The organism is Streptomyces pilosus (genome assembly GCF_014649835.1).
GTDB lineage: Bacteria > Actinomycetota > Actinomycetes > Streptomycetales > Streptomycetaceae > Streptomyces > Streptomyces pilosus.
On the sequence record NZ_BMTU01000021.1, the window covers coordinates 52,688 to 75,158 of the forward strand.

The window sequence follows — 22,471 nt, forward strand, 5'->3', positions numbered from 1 at the left end:
CGACAGCGGCCTCCGTAACGAGCCGGGCCTCACGGGTGTGGTCCAGTCTCGCCCACCAGCTGATGGACGCTGCCAGCCGCAATGCGGCGCCGCCACCAGACGCCTCAGTCACAGAACGGAACCTCCGATCAGGGAAGTCCGACCCCTAGGGCCGGGCGGCGGGACCCACCACCCACCGCAACCACGCCTGCTGATGCTGTTTGTCCGTCACGGCCGGCACGGCCCAAGACTCGGAGCCGCTGATGCTGTTCACGACGTTCAGATGGGTCGATCCTCGCCCTGACCTGCCCGTACATGCCTGCCCCCAGTCAGCACTTGTTGTCAGTGGAGCCTGTGAGAATGGCGTGATGACTCACGCCATACCCGTGCCGCTGCCGTCCGCGCTCGTCGATCACCATGCGGTCGACCTGAAGCGCAAGAACACCGACGGCTGGGGCGTGGCGGTTGACGACGTCACCACCACGTCCACAGGTGAGATTTACGCCCTCTACGGTGTCCACCGTCACACCTACGGCGTGGCTGATGATGAAGCCGACCCGGCGAAGGCGCACTTCGGCTACTCGTTGTTGACCAGGTACGCCCCCGACGGCACTCCGCTCGCCACCGCGGTCTCGGGGCAGAGCGAGTACCTGCGCCAGGACGCCACGTTCGGCGGCCCCACGACCGGACTGGGCGAGGACCTGTGGTGGGCCAAGGGCCTGTGCGTCCTGCCCAACGGAACACTCGCAGCCACCGGGCCGGGGGACCAGACCCATCTGATCACCGCGGATCTCACGGCGGTGACCGCCCGCCACCGCATGCCCCTCAGAAGCTACGACGACGGCCCGCGCAACCCCTTCGCCTCCTGGATCAGCACGACCCCGGCCGGCCGCATGCTGTGCACGACCGGCGAGTACGGGCTCTACAACTACGCCAACCTGCTCGACAACATCGTGTCGATCACCGACGAGCCCCTCACCCCCACCTCGAAGCCGACGCTGCGGGCCCTGGCGTCCATGGAGGCGGAACCCGTCAAGCACACCGAAGCCGACCTGCGGCCGGACGTCCTGTTCAACGGCGAGCCGGTCGGCATGGACCACCGGCCGCGGCCCTCACTGACCGAGCACCTCACCGAGCTCGAACAGACCGCGCATCAGTGGGACTGGCGCAACGCCCGGCTCGGTCGGCCCGCAGTGGTGCGGGAGGACCTGTTCGTCGTCCCGGTCTTCGGGCACATCTTCCGGGGTGGCAGCCGCGGCCAGCGGTTCGCCTTCGTCCTGGTCAACGACAAGGGCGAGATCGTCGGCCAGCTCGGAGGCATGCACCTGTACCGCGACAGCCCCTTCACCGGCTTCTGCTTCGAGATCGCCGCTGACCCCGCACGCGAGCGGATCTACCACCTCAACCGGTACGGGCTGTTCGCCTGGACGGCCACGGGCGTGCGCGCCCAACGCCTCGACCTGGAGGACAAGCGGTACAAGCTGCTCAAGCACTTCAGGCTCGTGGACTGCAGCCCTGCGGGTGAGCTGATCCTGGTTCACCGCACGCAGCACCTGATGCTCCGCCTCCCCTGCCCCGCCTCTCTCGGCGGCCTCGGCCAGGTGGTGGAGGACGCGCTGCGCTCCTATGCCAAAGAACGAACTCTCCTCAAGCGGCAGTGGCAACCGGTGAATTGGCACTGGACCGACTGCACCGCTCCCCTGCACCGCCTCTGATCGCGCAGCGCGGCCGAGCTCGCGTCGTGAGACGGGCGCTCTAGCTCGAGTCGCCCCGGCCACGTCATGGAGGTCTCACACAGCTTCTTCAGCCGAGCCACTTGTCATACGTGCTTGGCAAGAACGACGCATCATGACCTGCGCAGAATTCTTAGGACCAGCACGACGCACCCGGTGCGGACTAGGTGTGCTGTCCGAGGGGTCGCGTGAAACCTGACTGGTGTGGGCCGCTCCTGGGGAGGGCTGACCACCAAAATCCATCTGGTGGGTAATGGCGGGCGGCGTCCGCTGGCCGTACTGATCACACCGGGGCAGACGGGTGATGGGCCGCGGCTGATCCCGGCGGCGCTGGAGCGCCTCCGTGTGCCCCGCCCGGCAGGCGGGCGTCCTCGCACTCGGCCAGAGCACTTCAGTGACGACAAGGCGTACAGCACCAGCCGCAACCGTCACCATCTACGACGCCGGCACATCAGGCACACCATCCCCGAGCGCCGCGAGCAGCGGGCCCACAGAAGAAAGGCACGGCAGCAAGGGCGGTCGGCCCGTCGGCTTCGACCGAACTCGATATGCCCGCAGGCCCCAGGGCGAACGAACGATCAACGCCCTCGAAGGCTCCCGCGCTGGGGCCACTCGATCTGCCAAACGGGCTTACGTCTTCCACGGCACGGTGACCGTCACCGGGATCCGGCTGTGGCTTCGCTCCTGAGCCCTTCCCACTGACTTCTGATTCGCCCCGGCCTACCGCAGGATGGGGCAGTTGGCGGATGTGTACTCGTCCGCGATGTTGAACACGCTCGCACAGCGCGGGCATTCGGCCTCACCGAAGAGGTGGGCGATACCGTCGGCGAGCGCCCCGTGCCCGTCGCGGACGGCAGTCTCATGCATCCACCGGCCGATGCCGGAGAGCTCCTCGTGGGCCGCCGGCCGCAGACCGAGACGGGCCACGTCGCCCAGGTGCCAGTCCCGGATCGCCGAGTACCGCCCGTGGTCCCCGATGGCGATCGTCACCTCCACGGCGCAGTGGGGGCAGGCCAGGTGGTAGAAGTCGTCCGTGAAGTCCCCCAGGGCGGCACTCCAGTGGTACTGCTCCCTTGCCGCGAGCAGATCGCGGAAGGTCGCGAGGTAGTCGCCCGGCCGCGCTTGCAGGTGCCGGTCCAGCAGCTCGCTGAAGTCCGCGATCGCGTCGGCGCAGTCTGCCAGCAGGAACCGGGGCGAGTGCTGCACGATGTCGCCCATGGCGGCCGGCTGGTGATGCCGAACGCGCCGACGCCGTACAGGGGCGGGTCGCTTCCGGGGGTGACTCAGCCGATCTTCCCTGGGGACTACTTCAATGCCGCCGGTGCGGGCCGAGCTCGAGGAGCACGTTGCCCAGTTGGGCGGAGGTCAAGCTGGGCGTAGGCAGGGTGGCCATGGCCGGATTCGCGCGGAAGCCGTCGAGAAGCACGGCAAGCGGGCGGGTCCACGCACCCGGGGCGACGGTGCTCAGTGCAGGCACGACCCGGCCCAGCGCCGCCAGGGTGAGGAGGACATCCTCGGTGGTGAGGTCCGGACGGACGGTGCCCTGGGCCTGACCGCGGCGGAGCAGGTCTGCGATCGTCTCGCGGTTATGAGCGTGGATGGCGTCCAGGGAGGTCACGCCTTCCAGACTCGTGGTCATGAGGTCGTTGGTGCCGCGGTCTGCGGCAAGCGTCGCGAACACCGTGTGCAGGTAGCGCGTCAGCCCTGTCCAGGCGTCCTCAGTGGCACGTGCTTGCGCTCCGGCGGCCATGGTCTCCGTGAGGGCGTCTTGGAAGACCTCGTCAACGAGTGCGGCGCGGGTCGGGAAGTGGCGATAGAGGGTCGCGTTGCCGATCCCCGCGCGCCGAGCGATGACGTCGAGCGGAGCGTCCAGTCCCTGTTCGGCGAAGACCTCACGGGCCGACTGCCTCAACAGTTCCCGGTTGCGCACCGCGTCGCGGCGCCCCGCCGGCGCATGGCCGCCCATCGGGTCTCCTTCCTGCTCGTCCGCCGTCGTGCCGGAGAGTGCTCTCCGGCACGGATGCTACCGACGATCGGGTGGGTGAGCAGGAATCCCCTGCAAGCTGCGCTGTGGGCGCGAGGGCATCCGGCGTTGCAAGGGAGGCTTGGTGCGCAGATCGGCGCGTGCCTTGTTCGTGCTCGGAGGCGGGGCCGTGTCTACCAGCGGACCGGTAGTTCTCGCAGGCTCCGCATGAGGCTCGGGCGCCACCGTGGTGTGCCGTCACCGTCGAAGGCCAGGCGGGGGAAGCGTTCCAGCAGGATGCGCAGGGCCAGAGCCGCCTCCAGCCGCGCCAGCGGGGCGCCAAGGCAGTGGTGCAGGCCGTACCCGAAGGCAAGGTGAGCACGGGTCTCGGTCGGATCGCGGCGGATGTTGAACTGTTCGGGGGCGGGGAAGCGCGCGGGGTCGCGGTTCGCGGCGGCGATGGAGAGCACGACACGCGCACCCGCCGGTATTCGGACGCCGCCGAGAGTGACCGGTTCGGCGGCGTAGCGGTAAGTGCCCGCCGGCGCGGGCGACTCGAACCGGAGCGTCTCCTCCACGGCACCCTTGAGCAACCCGGAGTCGGCACGGACGGCGGCAAGCTGCTCGGGATGGCCGAGCAGCAGGTGGACGGCGTTGGCGATGAGATTGACGGTGGTCTCGTGCCCTGCGACGAGCAGCAGGAAGGCCATTCCGAGGAGTTCCTCCGGGGTGAGCCGGTCGCCGCCGTCCCCGTCGTGCGCGCGGACAAGGGCATGCAGCAGATCACTCTCCGCGGCGTCCCGAAACCGCCGCTTCTCTTCTGCCAGCCCTGCGAGGTACGCGGCCATCTCCTGGCTGGCGCGGGCCGACTGCTCCGCATCGTCAAGGGCGACCACCTTCGTGGACCACGCCCGGAAGACATCCCGGTCCACGTCCGGTACGCCGAGCAACTCGCAGATGATGGTGAGTGGCAACGGATAGGCGTACGCCGCCACGAGGTCGGCCCGGCCGTCGGCGGCCACCACGTCCAGCAGCGCAACGGCCGCCTCCTCGACGCGGGGGCGCAGCGCGTGGACACGGCGGGCGGTGAACTCGCGGGCCACCAGCGTCCGCAGCCGGGTGTGATCGGGCGGGTCGACCTGGAGCATATTGCGGCCCACGGAGTACAGCCCGTCGTCCTCGAAGTCGGCGGAGTGCCGTACGTCATTGAGCAGCCTGGGGTCGGATAACGCCATACGCACTTCCTCGTGCCCGACCACCAGCCACGACTCGTCCCCGGTGGGGAAATGCACATGGTGGACAGATCCGCGAGAACGCAGCGAGGTGAAGGCGGAGTATGGGTCGGCGGTGAAGTCGTCGGTCAGGTCGGCGAGCCGGACGGTGGGGCGCTGCGGGTGCACTGGCGACTCCTGGTGGAAGTGGGGAGCTGTCCCCGCTCAAAGCCTCGGCCGCGACCGTAGCACAAAACGGGGAAACATCCCCGCTTCCTGTCGGCGGGGTTTCGGTGCGCCGCGGGGCAGCCCCCCGCCCGTGTGCCACGGGCGGCCGGTTCTCGGGTCGTTCACCGGGTGACCTCAACCCGTCAGCGCAACAGAGCACCTCTTCGAACGGCTCTCCGAGTCCAACAACCAGCCCCTCCACACCGCGGTCGGAACCATCCCGCGACCGACAGCCGGACCGCCCGCCGGCGCAAAGGGTCACGCGGCGGACGGCCACCCAGCTTCGACGAAGAGCTGTACAGGAAGCGCAGCACCGTCGAACGGGCGATCAATCGGCTTGAGCACGCCAGAGCAGTGGCCGCCCGCTATGACAAGCGCGGCTACGTCTTCCTTGGGACCGCGACTGCCGCGGCCCCTCGCTATCTGGTTCCGTTCGTGAGTGTCAGAATCAGTCCTCATCCTCAGGCAGGTGGAAATAGACGGTCCCCGACCGCCAGGGGCCATGCTCGGCCATCTCCGACGCGATGACCACATCCTGGATCTCGGCGGGGGCCAACGCCTCGATGGAATCCGCCAGCCGCCGCAGAAGCGCCGGAACACTGTCGCAGCCGGGGCCAGCAGGGTTGGCCTGCGAGAAGTGGCGCACGGTCCAGTGCGTCGGCTTATCCAGTACGGACCGATCATGACCCGAGCCTGGCACACGCTGGCCTGGGAGCACGTCCCGTCGGCCGGGGTGCCGCTGAGTGACGACGCATTGAAGTACGCCCGCAGCTGGTCGGCTCAAAGTGATGCTTCATCTACATCGAGACGACGAGCAACCGCTGACGCGGGACGGCGGGCGTGGGCCTCCTCGCTCGCGGAGGAGCTCACCGCCCGGCTGGTGTGCGCGCCCGGTGTCGTCGCGCCTTTCGTCGATCAGCGGAGGCAACCCCGGACCGAGATCCTCCGTCTTGACGGACGACGAACGGGCCGCAGCCCTCTCTCCCCTCCCTCAGCGGAAGGGCTGACGGCCGCCGGACTATACACCCGACGTATACATGATGTGTATACGCGGGGTTCCGGGCCACCGAACGGAAAGGCTTCGATGTACGGCAAGGCATTCGCCCCGGAGTACCAGGGCGCCCTCACCACCCTCTCCGTCAACGCACCGCTGGCGGACGTGCTCGCGGCCGGCACCGAGCAGATGCAGGAGGCCGTACGGGCCGGACGGACCGCCGAGGCGGCGCGGACGGGCCTGGCGGTCGCCGAAGCGCACCGGCGCCTCGGGCAGGTACGCGAGGCCGAGCGGGCCTGGAAGGCGAGTTACCGCACGGCCCGGGAGGCCGGAGACCTGGCGGGCATGGCCTGGGCGCTCTGGAGCGGCGGCACCCTGGCCCGCCAACGGGGCGCGTTCCCGCTGGCCCGTCGGCTGCTCGCACTCGCCGCCGAGCTCGGCGAGCAGGCGGGGGACGTCGTCGTCCGCGGGTACTCGCTGGCCGGTCTCGCCGAGACCGGCCGTATCCAGGGGGACTACGAGGCCGTGGGCCGGCTGCACGAGCAACTGCTCGACGAGGCCCGCAAGCGCGGCGAGGCCCGCCACACCGTCTGGGCGCTGGAGGGCATCGCCCAGATGCGGCGCAACACCGGGCAGTACGACAGCGCCTACGCACTGTTCGCCGAGGCGGCCGAGATATCCGCCCGCGCCGACGACCGGCGCGGGCACGCCTGGGCGCTGCGCGGCCTCGCCGACGTCGTCTCCGTACGCGACGGCGACACCGAGCGGGCCCTGTCCCTGCTGTCGCAGGCCGAGGCCACGTGCAGGGAGATGAAACTGAAGAGCGCTCTCGCCTACAACCTCAAAATGCGGGGCAACGTCTTCTACCGCGCCGGGCGTTACGCCGAGGCGTGTGACTTGTACCGGGACGCGCTTGCGGAGTTCCGTGAGATGACCGAGCCGCGCGGTGAGACGCTGGCCCGGCTCGGGCTGGCCAAGGCACTGGCCCGACTGGGTGGTGACCGCGCCGCGACGGCGGCCGAACTCGCCGAACTCGCCCGTCTGACCGAGCGGATCGGACTGCGGCACGCCCGGGAAATGGTCGCCCGGGCTCAGGCGGAGTTCGTCCCGGACGGGGAGGTCTCCGCGTGACGGTGACGGCCGTACCGGCGGCACCGGCCCAGATCGTCGACCGGTGCGCGCGGTTGACCCGGCCGGCGTTGCGGGAGGCCGTCGGCCGACTGCACCCCTGGGTCGGTGAGATGGCCGCCTACTCCTTCGGCTGGTGCGACGTGGGCGGCGCGCCGGTCACCGCCCCCGGCGGCAAGGGCCTACGGCAGGCACTGGCCGTGCTCGGTGCGGAGATCGCCGGAGCGCCCCCGGAGACAGGGGTGCCCGCCGCCGTCGCGGTGGAACTGGTGCACACCTTCTCGCTCCTGCACGACGACATCATGGACGGCGACCCGGTACGGCGGAGCCGTCCCGCCGTCTGGCGGGCGTACGGGACCGGCCCCGCCGTCCTCGCCGGCGACGCCCTCTTCGCGCTCGCCGTCGACACCCTCGCCACGTCCGCCGGCGGGATCGAGGGCGTACGGCTGCTGTCGGCGGCGCTGGGCGACCTGGTGCGCGGACAGGCCGACGACCTGCTGTTCGCGGGGCGCCCGTGGACCGGGCCACGCCGCGTGCGGAGCACGGAGTACCGGCACATGGCCGAGGGCAAGACCGGTGCGCTGCTGGGCTGTTCGCTGGCCCTGGGGGCGCTGGTCGCCGGCGCGTCCCCCGCCGTGGTGGCCGGCCTCGACCGGGCCGGCCGGCAGGCGGGGGTCGCCTTCCAGATCGCGGACGACGTGCTGGGCACGTGGGGCGATCCCGCCGTCACCGGCAAGCCCGTGCACGGTGACCTGCGCGAGCGGAAGAAGACCCTGCCGGTGGTGTCCGTCCTGGAGAGCGGCCGCCCCGCCGCCCGTCGTCTCGCCGCTCTGCTCGAAGCGGACGGGGACGTGGCCAGGGCGGCGGAGCTGGCCGAGGAAGCGGGGGGACGCGCGGCGGCGCTCGCCGTCGCGCGGCGGTGCAGAGCCTCGGCGCTGTCGGAGCTCGACGGGATCCGGGCTCCCGCCCGGCCGGCCCGCGACCTGCGGGCGTTGCTGGACGGTGTGGTGGTGCGCAGCCAGTGACGAGGTTCGGGGCCCGGGCCGCGGGCCCCGACGCTCATCCGGCGATTGAATCCGGCTGTTCAGGCGCCGGGCGCAGCAGCCGCAGGTCGCCTCCCGGCGGCGCTTCCAAGGAGCGAGGGCCTTACGGGCCCGGCTGTCTCCCGCGTCGGCGACTGCGGAGGCCACTGAACAGCTGTCCTCGGCTTCGACGGTGGCCTCACTGGGTCGAGGACTCCATCCGGTCGTCGGTGAGGGAAAGTCGGCCGAACACAGCCGGGCACATCAACCACCACCCGTCGTCCACGGCCGACGCATCCCACTCGCGGTGTCGTTGATCGGCGCCTACACGGTCACGCTGATCGACGCGTGAGGGAAAAGGGCGTGGAGACGGGCCTGGTCCAGGCGGTGGTCCGGGCTCGGGGCGGCGTACAGACACAGAGTGTCGACCGAGGGGTACGCCTGCGGTAGCGGCTCCAGCATGGCATCGGTGTACGTGTCGTGGAGGTCGAGACGGTGGACCTGGGGGAAACGCACACCCGACCGGGCGGAGCGGGCCGCGTGCCGTGCTGACAGCCGTAAGTGGCGCAGTTCAGGGAGCTTTTGGAGACTCGCCAGTGAGGTGCTGTCGGGGCACTCGGAAACGGAGACGACTTCCAGGAGGGGAAATTCTCCCAGCACCGACATGTCGTCGACGGTGCCTCGCAGGTCGAGGCGGGTGAGTTGGCTCGGGTCCAGGTAGACGAGGAGGCTTGTGGCCGTGAAGTCGCCGACCAGCCTCATCCACGGGCGGCCACCCAATTCCCGCAGGGCACGGAGTTCTGCCACGGAGTGAGCTATCAGGTAGAGGTCGTCGTACGGGAGCTGGGCGATGACCTCCCTGCCGTAGGTCTCAATGGGAAACCGGTGCCAGAACAGGGCAAGTTGACTGCGTACGCGCAGGGACGGGTGGTCGTTGAAGCGAGCCAGGTACGGGATGGCCTCGTCGGTTCCGATCAGGGACGCCGTTCTGACGCACAGCTGGGCGTAGTCGTCGCTGTCGGAGGCGGGCCACGCGCCGGCCAGTTCCTCCGGTCCCGGCAGGAAGTCGAGGGCGAGGGGTCCCACCGACGCGAGCGTGGTCACCGCTTCAGGGGTGCGCGGGGGAAGCAGTGCGGACATACTGTGTTCGAGTTCGGCCCGTACAGCGGGGTCCAGTTCCGTGGCCTGTTCGAGGCAGGATGCGGCGAGCACCACGGCCCGGGCCGACCCGTCGTGCAGGAGCTCGCGCAGGACGTCCGCCCGGTCGCGCGGACGCCCCTGTGCCACCGCCATGCGGATGACGTCCTCCCACTGGTCGTCGGCGGCATGCTTGCGAACCATCCCGAACGTGCCCTCGTCGAGGAGGGCACGCGCCCCCAGGAAGTCCTGGAAGGTGCGGTGGCAGAAGTCGATGGTCTCGGCGGTCGGGGCGCGCAGCAGACCGCTGCGGTTGAGCAGGTGGGCAAGGACCGTCTCGGGGTCGCCCAGCGCCGCCATCTCGGGCAGGGCGGGCAGTGCCTTGCCGATCTCGACGAGCGCCCGGTCGCGGGTCAGCTCCGTTCGGCCGTCTTTGATCAACCAGTAGGCGAGTCGCTGGAGGATCTGGAGTTGTGGCTCCTCCCTCAGCTCGGGCCCCGTCACCCCGCGCTCGCGGTCACGGCGGATGAGGAGCATGCTGAGCGCTGCCTGGTACAGCTCCTTACGGCCGATCGGCAGGAAGCCGTGGCGGTCCCGGTGCAGGGCGCAGATCAGGCCGCACATCAGCGGGTTGGTGGCGAGTCGCCCCAGATCGGGTTTGGTCCGGATGGAGTCCAGGAGCCGGCTCTCATACGAGGCCAGCGCCTCGTCATCCGCGGACACGCCCGTGCGCGCGGCTTCATGCCACCGTACAACGAAGGACCGGACATCCGCGGGTCGCATCGACGACAGCCTCAGTTCGCCGAATCCCTCGGCCGTCAGCCACTCCTCCGCCACGGCGGACGGGCGGGACGTGACCAGCCAGCGGTTGCCCGGGTATGCCTCGGCCAGGTCGCTGAGCCAACCGTGTGCATGTGCCCGCTCACTTTCGGGGACTTCGTCGATTCCGTCGATGAGGAGGAGTCCGCGTCCGGACGTGAGGACGCGCGAGGGCCAGCCCGGCGGCTCCTCACCGGCCAGGGGTGAGCCCACGGCGGCCAGGAAGTCCTTGGGGGCGGGGAGCTGTCCACCGTGGCGGGTCAGGGTACGCAGGGGAAGAACGAAGGGAATCAGACCGGCGAGATACGCCATCCGGTCGTCCGGGTCCGGGCGCGCGGCGGAGACGGCCAGCCACTGGATGAGCGTGGTCTTTCCGGATCCGGCCTCGCCGCGCAGAAGGACGCGGTCGTGACCGGCGAGGACCTCGTCCACGGGCTGGCGCCCCTGCCGGAACCGGGGGTGCCGGCGCAGGAAGTCCTCGTAGGCGTCCACGGGCGACGTGGCTTCCAGACGCATGTACGCCACGTCCAGCGGCCACTTGCCCGGGGAGTTGAGCAGGTCGATGCCGTAGATCTGCAACCGGCCGTGCTTCTTGGTGATGTACGACAGGTAGCGTTGCTCGAAGGCGGCGTCACGGCCGTCCGGCCGTGGAGTGCGGGCGATCAACACATCCAATTTGGCGATGAGTTCGGCATGATCCCGGCTCTGCTCCACGAGCGTGCGGGCCACGAAAGTCGAGCGCTGAGTGAAGAAGTTGATGATGTGAAGGCAGGCCCACTCGGTGAGGGAGTCCAGGAACAACGAGGCGTCCGCGGACAGGTCCCGGGTGGCGGCCTGAAGATGAAGGGCGCGGGCAAGCTCCCGGTAGCCGAGCCGTACCGCTTGAACGTCGTCCATCTCGAGCTCGCCCAGTACAAGCAGCCTGGCCGTCAGCGCATCCGTGACCGCCGTCTCCTCGTCCCGGGGGAAGGGCGCCTCCCCCGGCGACTCCGCCGCCTGGCGGACCAGGCGGGCGGCGAGAGAGCGCACGTCCTTCTCGCTCAAGGTCCGTTTCTCACCACGGAAGGAGACGAGGCTCGACAGCCTCACGGGCCTGTCGACCAGTCCGGCGCCCGGTCCCTCCTTCACGAGCAGCTTCCGCACCAGCGGAGCGACCACGCTCGAAGCCAGGCGTGTACCGATGACTGCGGGATCCATCCGTAGCCCCCAAGCCTGTGAACCGCCTCGGTCAGGGTAGTCGGGGTCGCGTGCCGACGGGCCGTGATCGGGGGATCAGCGGCGCGGAAGCTGTGGCAGCGACGCGCACAGGTGCTCGGGCAGTTCCGGCAGGATTTTGTGGATGCCCGTGCATCCCGCATCGCCGTTCGTGGCGGCCGGCTGCCAACCCGAGGGTTCGGCCTGGTAGAACCAGCGCTGCGCGACACTGGAGGGGGGCATCCGTCACCGGGGTCGCCGCATGCCGGGCCCATCCGCGTGGACAGATCCAGCACCAGCCAGGTGTCGTCGCAGCCGCGTTCCTCCCAACTCGTGTGCTCGGGGATGTCGGTGTCGTTGACTGCCTGCCGGTAGGAGGACGAGGTGCACTGCGGGGGCGTGGGGTCGCAGCCGTTCTCACCGCACTGCCGCAGAACGGGGGAATGCTCGGCACCCACGGGGGTGTACACGTCCATGCTGTTCACCATGACATTGCGTGAGCCCAAGGGCTCGCGCAGCTGAACCGTCGCTGTCACCTGCTGCGTGTCCGTGCATCCGGAGGCCCGGTCGAGAGACCGGGTCTCGTAGGTGACGTTCACGTACACCGTGCCGTGCTCCACGGTGTCGAGCTCGCCGCGCAGGCCGCGTACGCAGTCACGTGCGCCGTCGGGCACTTCGGCGTCGACCACCAAGGAGCGGCCGCCGTCAGTGGTACGGACGCCATCGATACGGATCGGGGCAGCAAGCGTCCAAGCCGGGGCCGTCGTCGCGGACGGCGCCACGCCTGCCGGCTCTTGGCCGGCGTCGGCAGGTGTGGAACCGCAGCCTGCGAGGAGTACCCAGGTCGCGCCCAGCACGGCCATCCCTGTCCCCCGCTGTCCCATGCCGTCCCCCCACACCTGTCGAAGATCTACAACTTAGTACTGCAACGGTGCTCGTATCGAGGGCCGAGCCAGCCGTGCGCGTAATTTGGCAAGTGGGCACTGCTGGAACCCCTGCTGCCCATCCCGGCCTGCCAGACCAAGACCGGCGGTCAGGGACAGCCACTCACTGGGAAACCACCCGCCCTCGCCAGGTTCTCAGTCGCCGGGTGAGTACTTCCGCTGGAGGCTGTCTAGGTAATCGATCCGCTTCCGGACCTGTTCGGGCGTCTCCACTTGCCTTCTCTGCTTACGTTGCCGCTCGGTGAGAGGCGGGCCTGCTGAGGGCGTATTCCCATCGCCGTCTGTCACTGTGAACTGACCGCCATGCCCGTCGCCTTCGTTCACGTCGTTCTGCGCAGTTGAGAGGGTGGAAGCACATACAAGCCCCATCCCCGCGAACCCGCCGATGAGCACAGGCCTTCGGTGCATGGCCACCTCAGTCCACCTGGCTACGTGTGAGTCAGAAGAGTACTTCCTCTCAAGAGCCTGTCGACCGCACAGAACGAGACCTCCGGCGACGCCGAGCAGCGCGCGAAACAGCGCTTCCGGTTCCACAACACCTGCTCGAGCACGGCGGGTCTTCTGTCAGTCGTGGTCCGGGTGGAGTTTGCGGTTGGTGCCGGACCTACCGATTTCCAGGTCCAGGAACGAGGTGAGCAGGGTGCCGCTGTTCCAGAAGCCGAGCAGGTTGACATCGATGAGTACCAGTTGGTGCTTGGCGGCGAAGTCGCGGGCCGGTTTCGTGAAAACGCACGAGGCCACGAAGACGGGAACGTCGGCGCCGTGTTCGGCACGGGCGGTGCCGTTGAACGTCTGGATGTCACGGCTGCCGACCGTACGGTGCTTGGCGTAGCGCTTGCACTGGATGACAACCCGGCGGCCGTCGGGCAGAAGGCCGGTGACGTCGGCACCGAGATCGCCGGCGCCGCCGACTCGTTTCACGTCGGTGCAGCCGTCCCGGCGGCACAGGTCGGCGATGTATTCCTCGAACTGGCGGTCGTCCATGGCCCAAACCGTGTCCAGGGAGCGGCGGGCCTGACGACGCGCTTCGTCGGCCAGTCGGGCTTTCTCCGCTTGCGCCTCGCGTCGCCCGGCACGCACGAGTCTGGTGACGATGGTCCCGATGGCGGCGACGGCTAGCGCAACAAGCAGCATTGTTCCCATGAAGCACTCCTCCTCTTTCTGCGGGTCTGCTGGCTTGTTGCTCCCCATTCGCTGGGCTGCCCATCCAACGCGGCTGAAGACTGGCTGCCTGTACCCGTACGTTGCCTCTATTGGCTCGTACCGGCCTGGCGCGCCTTGCTGTCCGCCGTCGGCGCAGGCGAGCTTGCCCGCCTGGATGGCGCCACTCACCCCACGGCGGTCATGCGGGCTCCCACCACGTTCGCCGCCGTACTCACGCTTGCAGCCACCCTGGCCGTGCCCTCAGCCAGGTCTTCTTCTGAGCCTCTACGGCAGGGTCAGCCGAGGTAGGGCCGATCACGGGGCTCCAGGAAGTGACGGATCCGGAGCCGCTGCGTGTGGTGCATCGGCAGTTGATCGATCTCCTCAGGCTGGACAAACCGCAGCTCCGTGGATTTGCCGGAGATCGCGCCAACCTCGCGCGGCGCGGCTCGGTCGATGCGCCCCGCACCCTCGTCGGGACCGGCGGCCCGGCACGGGTCGACGCCGAGCACGGCAAGGCAGCCGCCCGTGACCTGGGGGTGCCCCTCGGCCCGTGCTGGGGCACGGTGTCGCTGCCGGCGCTCGGCGTGCGGGAACCACGCGGGGGACCAACACTGGAAGTGCATCCGGTACCAGCTTTCCCGAGGGCCCCATGAGTACCGACGTGAGCCGTGTCGCCGTGGTCGGTGACTGCCCCGCCTATCGGTACGGGCTGGCCCGTGTCATCGACTCCGCGCCCGACCTGGAGTTCGCCGTCGGGGCGCGGTCCGTCGCGCAGGCCGAGGGGGAGCTGGAGAGCGGTGACCTGCTCCTCCTGGACCTCCAGGAGCCGCCGGGCGCCCTGTCGGCGACCGTCTCGCGGCTCGCCGCGCGCGGCGTGCGGGTCCTGGTGGTGTACGCCGCGCCCCCCGCCGACATCGCGGAGCCCATCCGCGCCGGAGCCCGGGGCTGTCTGAGCCGGCAGGCCGGCGAGCTGGAACTGCTGGCGGCGATCAGACTCGTCGTCGCCGGCTGCCGATACATCTCCGCTGTCCTCGCGGTCGACCCGCGCCCGTGTCTCGACCCGCCCTGCCGGGTCACGAAACGCGAGCGGGAGATCATGGAACTGGTGGCGGTCGGGGAGACGGATCACGGCATCGCCGTCCGCCTGGGCATCAGCGAGAACACCGTGCACTCCCACCTGGACCGGCTCAGGGACAAGATCGGGTCCCGGCGGCGCGCCGATCTCACCCGCTTCGCCCTCTCCCACGACATCGTCAAGGGGTAGTTCCGCCCCTGGCGCCCGGGGTGGTTCTGCCCTTTCAGCGCATGCGCGTCGGGGCGCAAACTGAAGTCGGCGGCCCTTCGCTCCCTTGTCGTACGGGAGGAGTGCGCGATGAGTGCCATCTTCGGTGAAACCCTCACCTTCACCCAGCACGAAGGCGGCGACGTACAGCTCGTCACCTTCGGCGATGACAAATACGCGCGGTACGAGACGCTGGACGGCTACACGGTCGTGTACGACCCCGAGTACGACGGCTACTGCTACGCGAAGCCGGTCGGCGAGGGCCTCCGGCGGCGCTTCGGCTCCACAGGCGTACGCCTTGCGGACCGGCCGCCCGAAGGACTGCGCCGGCATCTGAAGGAGGGCCCGGAGTACCGCAGAAACGTGGTGCGGGACCGCTTCGCGAAGATGGTGCCGCCGGAGGAGAGGGGAGGTATACCCTCCGACGTCGGCTTCACCTTCGGCGCCAATCGCGGGCTGCTGCCCGGCGACCGGGTCAGCGAGGGGAACGTGGCCGGCCTGACCATTCTCGTCACCTTCCCCGGCACCGACTCGGATGTCATGCCGGACGACGTGATCGCCATGCTGAACAGCCCGGACTACCACGCCAACGGAAACCGCTGTTCGGTGAACGAGTTCTTCAAGACGATGTCGACGGGCCGGCTCGACTTCACCAACGAGGTCGTGGGGCCGTACCGGCTGCCCCGGTCCAAGCTGGCGTACGCGAACACGGAAGGGCTCCTCGTCCCGGACGCGATCCAGGCGGCGGTCGACGACGGAGTGGACTTCGGCCGGTTCGATTCCCAAGGGCGCGGCATCGTCGACTCGTTGAACATCATGTACGCGGGCCGCACCGAGTACGTGGGTGACTTGTGGCCGCACAACTGGGTGCACCGCCGGGTCATCGACGGCACCCGGACCGAGCTGTACACCGTCACCGCCATGGGGCGTAACGCCGCCGATCTGAGCATCGGCACCTACTGCCACGAGAGCGGCCACCTTCTGTGCCGCTGGCCCGACCTGTACGACTACGGGACGATCGAACGCGAGGGCGACGACTTCACCAGCGCGGGTCTCGGGAACTACTGCGTGATGGCCGCGGGCGACCACCTGGGCAGGGGCCGTACGCCGTCGGCCGTGTGCGCGTATCTGCGGCGGCTGGTCGACTGGTGCGGTGAGGAGGTCGACCTCGCGGCCGAGGGCGACTTCGCCATCGAACACGGGGCGTACGACAAGGTCTACGTCTACGACAACCCGCAGCGCTCGAACGTCGAGTACTTCGTCGTCGAGAACCGCAGCCGCCGCGGCTTCGACTCGGCCCTCTCCGCCAGCGGCCTCGCCGTCTACCACTGCGACATCAAGGGCTCCAACGAGTTCCAGCAGGGCACGCTGCTCAAGCACTACCAGTGCGCGCTCGTACAGGCCGACGGCCATCTGGACCTGGAGACCAACCGCAACCAGGGAGACGGCTCGGACCTCTACGGCCCCAGCCCCGGCACGGCCCTCTCGCACAGCAGCCGACCCGCGTCCCTGTGGTGGGACGGCAGCGAATCGGGCCTCACCATCTCCGAGATCGGCGAGCCGGGCCCGGTGATCACCTTCCACGCCGGGGCGCACGACGCCGCCGCCCGGGCCCTCATCACGGGAGAGTCGTCGCCGGACGCACCGATCCCGCAGGAGGACCCCGGTGGTCTGACCGACGCCATCACGCTCCAGGGCGCGGGTACCGTGCGTGAGCTGAAGGTCGTGATCGACATCGAGCATCCCCACATCGGGGACCTGCGCGTGGTGTTGCTGTCGCCGACCGGACGGCGGGCGGTGCTGCACAACCGCACGGGCGGAGCCACCAAGAACCTGCGGCTCTCGCTGGACTCCCAGCCGCCCTCCTTGCTCGCCTCACTCGTGGGGACCGGCGTGGCGGGCCCCTGGGCGCTGCGCATCACGGACGCGGCGCAGCCCGCCGCCGGGACTCTGCACCACTGGGACCTGCGGGTCAGGACCAGTTCCTGAGCGTGCCCCGGGCCGTAGCGCACTCCCACCAATCGCACCCGCGTCGGCAGTCCCGACAAGGAGCCGAACATCATGGCCAAGTCCGTCCGCCTCGGCATCATCCGGGCCCGGCACGACACCGCCGTGCCCGTCATCCCCGACCCCGCCTGCTTCGCGGTGCTCATGACCGGCGACCACGCCGTGCTGCGGTTCTGGGAGAACACCACCCGGGGACATCTCGACTTCGTCGACTCGACGATGTTCCCGTGGGTCGACATGACGATAGGGACCGACACCTCCCGCGCGGCCCAGGCCCGCGCCGCCGTCGACGCGCTGCGCGCCCGGTTCCCCGATCCGCCGGAGTGGCCGGGCCTCGACGGTCTGATCGTCCTCACCCACCCGGGACAGCGGACCGTGCCCAACCCCCTGGCGGGGACCCCGGGTCAGCCGCCCACGATCACGCAAAGCTTCGACGGCGGCGCGAGCGGTGTCGACGGGCTGCCGGTCGCCGTATTACCGGTGATGGCGAGCGACCACACCTTCATGTGCCACGAGGTCGGTCATGTCCTCGGCCTGGACCACTCCTTCGGGCTCGACAACAACGGCACCGACTGGGCGCCGGGTGACGCCGACATCATCGTGGGCCAGGAGTACGGCTCGCCGTACGACCTCATGTCGTCGGCCACCTTCGCCGGCCGCTTCCTCGGCACGGGGCCGACCTACGCCGGTGAGCCGACCTTCACCGGGCCGGCGGTCCCCGGCTGGCCGTACCCGGGCGCCGTCGCGATGGGCCCGCACCTCGCGCGCGCGAACCTGCATCTGTTCATGCCGGACGCGCTGGCCGGCCGGGTGGTCGAGGCGCCCTTCCCGCAGCCGGGCGCGCCGGTCACCGCCCGTCTCGTACCGGCGTCCGCGTCGAACGGCAGGTGCCTGCTCCTGCTGCACCCGCCCGGCGAGCCGGCCAACGGGGTGGGCCGCGTCTACGTCGAGTACCGCGTACCCGAGGGCTGGGACGCCGGAATGGACCCGCTGGGGGCGAGCCTCTCGCGGGAGGGAGTGGTCGTCCACTCGGTCGTCGACATCGCCGACAAGGGCCCGCGCGTGTGGTACAGAGGGGCCGTACCGACGCATTCACCGGACACCGACGTCACCGTCTCGACGACACCGCTGGTCGTGCGCACCGTGGCCGCCGATCCGGACCGGCACTGGGTGGACGTGTCGGTCACGGCCGGCGCGGCGAGCGCGGCCGAGATCGTCCGGGGGCTCCAGACCGACGGCGTGATGGGTCCCGTCGGGGACCTCCAGGAGACCAGGACGCCGTGCGGCGATCCCGTCCGCCGCGGGACGTTCGCCACGGCCACGACCGCCGCCTTCGGCGTGCGCAGCACCGGCTTCGGCGGCAGCGGTGTCCCCGTCGACCCGCAGCCCACGGTCAGTTGGAGCGTAGGAGGTGTCCCGGTGGCCGCGCCGGGCGGGACGGTCGAGGTGCCTGTGGACGGGGCGGTGTTCACGCTCGACTACACGATCGAGCCGGAGACGGCCGAGCTGGTGCTCACCTCCCGCGGCGGGGAGCGATACGAGACGCCCGCGGTGGTGACGGTGAGCGGCGGCGGGACGACGGCGTCCGCCACGGCCGTGTTCACGGCACCGGGATGGGTGGAGGGCGTCCACCCCGACGACGTGGCGAAGCTCGGTGACTGTCTGGCCCGGATCGCGCAGCGGTACCAGCGGATGCCCGCGCCGTTCCGCAGGCCGACGCCCGAACCGCCGTGGAGCGACCTCAGCACGCGCCGGATCGCCGAACGGGCCTGGCTGAGGCAGGCATTCAGGCTGATCGCCCAGCCGCCGGACCTCGACGCCGTCGGACGCGGCGAGCTGAGCAGGCTACTGCAGGCCCAGGCATCGCCCAGCGCGTTCATGGACGCGCTGGCAGAGGTGGCCGTCGACTACAGCGTGCCGGAGGCGGACCTCGCCGACTGGCTCCGCAACCCCGAGTTCACGCCGTATCCGGCACTCGCCCAGTCGTTGCTGCTGAGGCTGAACAGCAGGGGGCTGAAGCGCCCGGTGTTCCTGGACGTCATCGCGTTCAACTACGAGAACTCGCCGGGGCAGCCGTCGCCGCGACTTCTGGAGGACGTGGACACGGGCGTTCTGGAGGCGGCCGTCGTCGAGGGCTGGAACGTGCGGTACGGAGAGACGGCGCCGGGGTTCGCGCAGTTGTTGGCGTGACGGGCCTGTCGGCGTGCGGGACGTCATGCCGGTGTACGTCATGCCGGTGTACGTCGTGCCGGTGTACGTCGTGTCGGTGTCCTGTGCCGTTGCGCCGGCACAGGACACCGAGGCGTACAGGGAGGGTCAGGCGAGGCGCGATTCCGCCGCGAGGCCCGCTGCGAGACGGCTCTCCTGCGGACGCAGCGCGCTGACCTCCGTCCAGTCCTTGGCGAAACTGCCCTCGGGAATGACCTGGACGTCCCCGATCCTGTTGTCGTCGTCGATGGCGGCGACGACACCTCGGCCTTTGGACTTTCCGTAGAACAGGATGCGGTCGCCGCTCACGGCGGTGATCTGGGTCCAGTCCGTGGCCATGCTGCCGTTGGGGATGAGGGTGAGGTCTCCGATGTTGTTGTCGTCGTCGATGGCGGCGACGACCCCGCCGCCCCTGGTCGCGCTGTAGAACAGGATCCGGTCACCGCTCAGGCTGGCGATCTCCGTCCAGTCCTTGGCGAAGCTTCCCTCGGGGATCACGCGGACGTCTCCGACGTTGTTGCCGTCGTCGATGGCGGCGACCACGCCACGGCCCTTGGACTTTCCGTAGAACAGGATGCGGTCGCCGCTGAGCGCGGTGACCTCTGTCCAGTCCGTGGCCATGCTGCCCTTGGGGATGAGGGTGACGTCTCCGATGTTGTTGTCGTCGTCGATGGCGGCGACCACGCCGCCGCCCCTGCTCGCGCTGTAGAACAGGATCCGGTCACCGCTCAGGCCGGTGAATGCGGTCCAGTCCCTTGCGAAGCTGCCCTCGGGTATGACTCGAACGTCCCCGAGACGGTTGTCGTCGTCGATGGCGGCGACCACGCCGCGGCCTTTTGACGCGCCGTAGAAAAGGATGCGTTCTGACATTGTCGCCTCCGTGGCCTGCGTACCTCTCAATTCAAGGCTACGCTCGCCGAATCAGCCCCGCATCGTGGATTTCGCGCGTTGCCGCAGAGCCGCCGGTCATTCCGAACTGCAGTCATATTGCGTTCAATTGATTGTTTGCCGAACGGGCGGTCATGCACCGCTTTCGCAGAGGCCGCCCCTTTCAGCGCGGCAGCCATATCCTCCCCAGGTGTCACCCCGTGCGTCGCGTCTGACGGAGTCGAGCTGTGACGGCAGCGGACTTGATTCACCCGGACGGGCCGCCGCGCGTCCGACCCGCGATGGCTGGGAACGGATATCACGGGGCCATGGGCGCCGGCGGGTTCGAACGTGTTCAAGTCGTGCACCCCGGATACAACCAGAAGGGTCTCCGGCCGAGTCGTCCCCGGCCGGAGGTCCTTCCTTGTGCCGCCCGCAGGTGAGGGGTGAGAAGACGATCACGTGCGGGACGTTATTCGGCCGCCGCGGTCAGGGGTTCAGCAGCAGCACGTTGGTGCGGGCCTTCGCAGCCTCGTAGCGCTTCGCGACGTCCTGCCAGTTGACGACGGCCCACATGGCGTCGATGAAGTCGACCTTCTGATTCTTGTACTGGAGGTAGAAGGCGTGCTCCCAGGCATCGAAGACCAGAATCGGGGTGGAGCCCTGACCGACGTTGCCCTGGTGGTCGTAGACCTGCTCGACGATCAGCCGGCCACTCAGCGGCTCGTACGCCAGGACGCCCCAGCCCGAACCTTGCGTCGTCGCGGCGGCCTTGGTGAGCTGCGCCTTGAAGCCGGCGAAGGAGCCGAAGGACTCGGCGATCGCGTCGGCAAGGTCACCGACGCCGTCGGCGGCCAGGGGCTCACCGCCGCCGTCACCGGTCATGTTGTGCCAGTAGATGGAGTGCAGGATGTGGCCGGAGAGGTGGAAGGCCAGGTTCTTCTCCAGGCCGTTGATCGAGCCCCACTGTTCCTTGTCCCGCGCCTCGGCGAGCTGCTCCAGCGTGTCGTTGGCGCCCTTGACGTACGCGGCGTGGTGCTTGTCGTGGTGCAGCTCGATGATCTGCGGGTTGATGACCGGCTCGAGCTCCGAGTAGTCGTAGGGAAGCTCCGGGAGCGTGTACACCGCCATGTTCAACATCCTCCGACCTTATTGCAACTAATGTGCAGTTGCACGCTAGCAGCAGTAGTGGCGATCATTGATCAGGCGATGGCCCTAGGACCGGTGTCGCGCCGAAACCTCGACCGGCGCACGGCGAACACGAGGCGGCCGATACCGCGTGCGGCGCCCGGCCCCACCTCGCTGCCGCGAACTCCGCGGCGAGGGCGACCTGTTCGGCACGGAAGGCAGACGAGCCCCAGCCGACCTCTCCGGGCCACCCCCGCCGTCGCCGCCGGCCCGGACGGCTTTCACCGCGGCGATCCACAGCAGCCGTGCGGGGGCCACGTCGGCGCACCACGGCATCAGGCGCAGCATCGAAGGAGTCATGGCCGCGCCCTCCGGGGGCGGCCATGTACGCGGAGCCGGTTTGGTGCACATGAACGAGCTTATTGCACAATAGTTGCAACAACATACCGTAGGCAGAAAGAGTCGCCGATGAGATCTGCGATGGCGCCAGGCGTCGCGTCGTCCTACGACAAGCAGGAAGCGGTCCTGGTCCGGGACCCGATCACCCACCTCGGGGACGCACTGGACGACGCGGTCGCGGAGTGCTTCGACAAGGACGCTTCGGTCATCGAGGCGGTCACCGCCTGCGCCGAGCACGGCGTGAGCACCCTTCTCGCGGCCGGCGGTATCACCGCGAGCTCGCCGGTACGGTCATCGGCCGAGGAACACCGTATGACGGCGGGCGCCGAACTGCGGATGCCGCCGCTGCGGCTGTGCACCGGCAACGGCGCGATGACCGCCCCCGTCGGCGACCTTCTCGTACGGGCGGGCGCCGCACCGGCACCGCTGGAATACACCGCACGGCATGCTGTCGTCATGGGGAAGGCGGTGGCCGCCTGATGACCACCGACATCCGTGTGCACCGGGACGCCGGAATACTCACGCACACCGATGCACTGCGTTCGGTGTACATCGACGCCTTCTGCGCCCCGCCCTGGCACGAGGACGAGGCGCAGGCAACCGAGTTCCTCTCCAGGCTGCCGGTGAGCGTACGGCGTGCCGGGTTCACCGCCGCGACCGCTGTGCGCGACGGGGAGGTCGTCGGCTTCGCCACCGCGTGGACCACTCCGGCCCCCTTCCCCACCGACCGCTGTTATCCCCAGGCGGCCGCCGGCCTCGGCAACGACCGCACCGCCGGCTGGCTGTGCGGAGCCCGGGAGATCGACGAACTCGCCGTCCGGCCCACCGCCCGCGGCACCGGCCTCGCCACCCGCCTCCTCGAAGCGGTGACCACAGACGCGCCAGAGGGACGGGCATGGCTGCTCACCTCGGTCCGGAACGGGCGCGCCATGGCCTTCTACCGCCGCAACGGCTGGACGCAAGCCACCCACCCTTCCCCCGACGGCACGGGCATCGTCGTCTTCCTCGGCCCGCGCCACCCCGCCCGTTCCCTCGCCCCGCTCCCCCTGTGAACCTTCGGAGCTCCACCTTGCGCAGCGCTG

At 69.5% G+C, this 22,471-nt stretch carries 16 protein-coding genes and 3 pseudogenes; 9 read left to right on the plus strand and 10 right to left on the minus strand.

Annotation, left to right across the window (positions count from 1 at the left end; all coding sequences use genetic code 11):
* Positions 1 to 347: 347 nt before the first annotated feature.
* Together IE118_RS32320 and IE118_RS32325 are read left to right on the plus strand one after the other, a co-directional pair.
* Positions 348 to 1,694 (plus strand): hypothetical protein, encoded by a 1,347-nt coding sequence (locus tag IE118_RS32320; RefSeq protein ID WP_189561660.1) that lies wholly within the window; start codon positions 348 to 350, stop codon positions 1,692 to 1,694.
* Positions 1,695 to 1,916: 222 nt separating this feature from the next.
* A pseudogene (locus tag IE118_RS32325) lies at positions 1,917 to 2,400 on the plus strand (transposase); the annotation flags it as partial.
* Between the two features lie 32 nt (positions 2,401 to 2,432).
* On the opposite strand, the gene IE118_RS32330 reads toward IE118_RS32325, so the two are convergent.
* The 4 genes from IE118_RS32330 to IE118_RS32345 all read right to left on the minus strand — a co-directional run bounded on the left by IE118_RS32330 (position 2,433) and on the right by IE118_RS32345 (position 5,760).
* Positions 2,433 to 2,930 carry a hypothetical protein gene (locus IE118_RS32330; protein ID WP_189561661.1) on the minus strand — a complete coding sequence of 166 codons (498 nt, stop codon included), beginning with the start codon at positions 2,928 to 2,930 and terminating at the stop codon, positions 2,433 to 2,435.
* A 91-nt stretch (positions 2,931 to 3,021) separates the two neighbouring features.
* Positions 3,022 to 3,678 (minus strand): TetR/AcrR family transcriptional regulator, encoded by a 657-nt coding sequence (locus IE118_RS32335; RefSeq protein WP_189561662.1) that lies wholly within the window; start codon positions 3,676 to 3,678, stop codon positions 3,022 to 3,024.
* A gap of 191 nt (positions 3,679 to 3,869) precedes the next feature.
* Positions 3,870 to 5,075, minus strand: a complete 1,206-nt coding sequence (locus IE118_RS32340; RefSeq protein WP_229847053.1) for a cytochrome P450 family protein — start codon at positions 5,073 to 5,075, stop codon at positions 3,870 to 3,872.
* 487 nt (positions 5,076 to 5,562) lie between these two features.
* Positions 5,563 to 5,760, minus strand: a complete 198-nt coding sequence (locus IE118_RS32345) for a hypothetical protein (RefSeq protein WP_229847054.1) — start codon at positions 5,758 to 5,760, stop codon at positions 5,563 to 5,565.
* A 438-nt stretch (positions 5,761 to 6,198) separates the two neighbouring features.
* Between IE118_RS32345 and IE118_RS32350 the strand changes: the two genes are divergently transcribed.
* Together IE118_RS32350 and IE118_RS32355 are read left to right on the plus strand one after the other, a co-directional pair.
* Positions 6,199 to 7,239, plus strand: coding sequence for a tetratricopeptide repeat protein (locus tag IE118_RS32350; protein ID WP_189561664.1), 1,041 nt, complete (start codon positions 6,199 to 6,201; stop codon positions 7,237 to 7,239).
* A 2-nt stretch (positions 7,240 to 7,241) separates the two neighbouring features.
* Complete coding sequence (locus IE118_RS32355) at positions 7,242 to 8,261, plus strand: polyprenyl synthetase family protein (protein ID WP_229847062.1); 1,020 nt, start codon at positions 7,242 to 7,244, stop codon at positions 8,259 to 8,261.
* A 321-nt stretch (positions 8,262 to 8,582) separates the two neighbouring features.
* Here the strand turns inward: IE118_RS32355 and IE118_RS32360 are convergent, their stop codons facing one another.
* From IE118_RS32360 to IE118_RS32375, 4 genes and pseudogenes are all read right to left on the minus strand, one after another.
* A complete protein-coding gene (locus IE118_RS32360; protein WP_189561665.1) occupies positions 8,583 to 11,411 on the minus strand; it encodes an NACHT domain-containing protein in 2,829 nt (942 codons plus the stop codon).
* Between the two features lie 1,076 nt (positions 11,412 to 12,487).
* On the minus strand, positions 12,488 to 12,886 hold the full coding sequence (locus IE118_RS32365) for a hypothetical protein (RefSeq protein ID WP_189561666.1): 399 nt from the start codon (positions 12,884 to 12,886) through the stop codon (positions 12,488 to 12,490).
* A 30-nt stretch (positions 12,887 to 12,916) separates the two neighbouring features.
* Entirely contained in the window at positions 12,917 to 13,495 is a 579-nt protein-coding gene (locus IE118_RS32370) for a restriction endonuclease (protein WP_189561667.1), read from the minus strand.
* A 296-nt stretch (positions 13,496 to 13,791) separates the two neighbouring features.
* Positions 13,792 to 13,923 (minus strand): annotated as a pseudogene (locus tag IE118_RS32375) (DNA mismatch repair protein MutT); the annotation flags it as partial.
* Positions 13,924 to 14,147: 224 nt separating this feature from the next.
* On the opposite strand from IE118_RS32375, the gene IE118_RS32380 reads away from it, so the two are divergent.
* The 3 genes from IE118_RS32380 to IE118_RS32390 all read left to right on the plus strand — a co-directional run bounded on the left by IE118_RS32380 (position 14,148) and on the right by IE118_RS32390 (position 18,977).
* Positions 14,148 to 14,762 carry a response regulator transcription factor gene (locus IE118_RS32380; RefSeq protein ID WP_189561668.1) on the plus strand — a complete coding sequence of 205 codons (615 nt, stop codon included), beginning with the start codon at positions 14,148 to 14,150 and terminating at the stop codon, positions 14,760 to 14,762.
* Positions 14,763 to 14,870: 108 nt separating this feature from the next.
* Complete coding sequence (locus tag IE118_RS32385; RefSeq protein ID WP_189561669.1) at positions 14,871 to 16,769, plus strand: M6 family metalloprotease domain-containing protein; 1,899 nt, start codon at positions 14,871 to 14,873, stop codon at positions 16,767 to 16,769.
* A 72-nt stretch (positions 16,770 to 16,841) separates the two neighbouring features.
* Complete coding sequence (locus tag IE118_RS32390) at positions 16,842 to 18,977, plus strand: hypothetical protein (RefSeq protein WP_189561670.1); 2,136 nt, start codon at positions 16,842 to 16,844, stop codon at positions 18,975 to 18,977.
* 126 nt (positions 18,978 to 19,103) lie between these two features.
* On the opposite strand, the gene IE118_RS32395 is transcribed toward IE118_RS32390, so the two are convergent.
* Both IE118_RS32395 and IE118_RS32400 read right to left on the minus strand, forming a co-directional pair.
* Positions 19,104 to 19,865 (minus strand): hypothetical protein, encoded by a 762-nt coding sequence (locus IE118_RS32395; RefSeq protein WP_189561671.1) that lies wholly within the window; start codon positions 19,863 to 19,865, stop codon positions 19,104 to 19,106.
* A 486-nt stretch (positions 19,866 to 20,351) separates the two neighbouring features.
* The gene (locus IE118_RS32400) at positions 20,352 to 20,993 is read right to left on the minus strand and encodes a superoxide dismutase (protein ID WP_189561672.1); all 642 of its coding nucleotides are present in this window, start codon (positions 20,991 to 20,993) and stop codon (positions 20,352 to 20,354) included.
* A gap of 522 nt (positions 20,994 to 21,515) precedes the next feature.
* On the opposite strand from IE118_RS32400, the pseudogene IE118_RS32405 reads away from it, so the two are divergent.
* Positions 21,516 to 21,869: pseudogene (locus IE118_RS32405) on the plus strand (tRNA (adenosine(37)-N6)-threonylcarbamoyltransferase complex transferase subunit TsaD); the annotation flags it as partial.
* Positions 21,869 to 22,441 (plus strand): GNAT family N-acetyltransferase, encoded by a 573-nt coding sequence (locus tag IE118_RS32410; protein WP_189561674.1) that lies wholly within the window; start codon positions 21,869 to 21,871, stop codon positions 22,439 to 22,441. The pseudogene IE118_RS32405 and the gene IE118_RS32410, both read left to right, overlap by 1 nt.
* Positions 22,442 to 22,471: the final 30 nt, after the last annotated feature.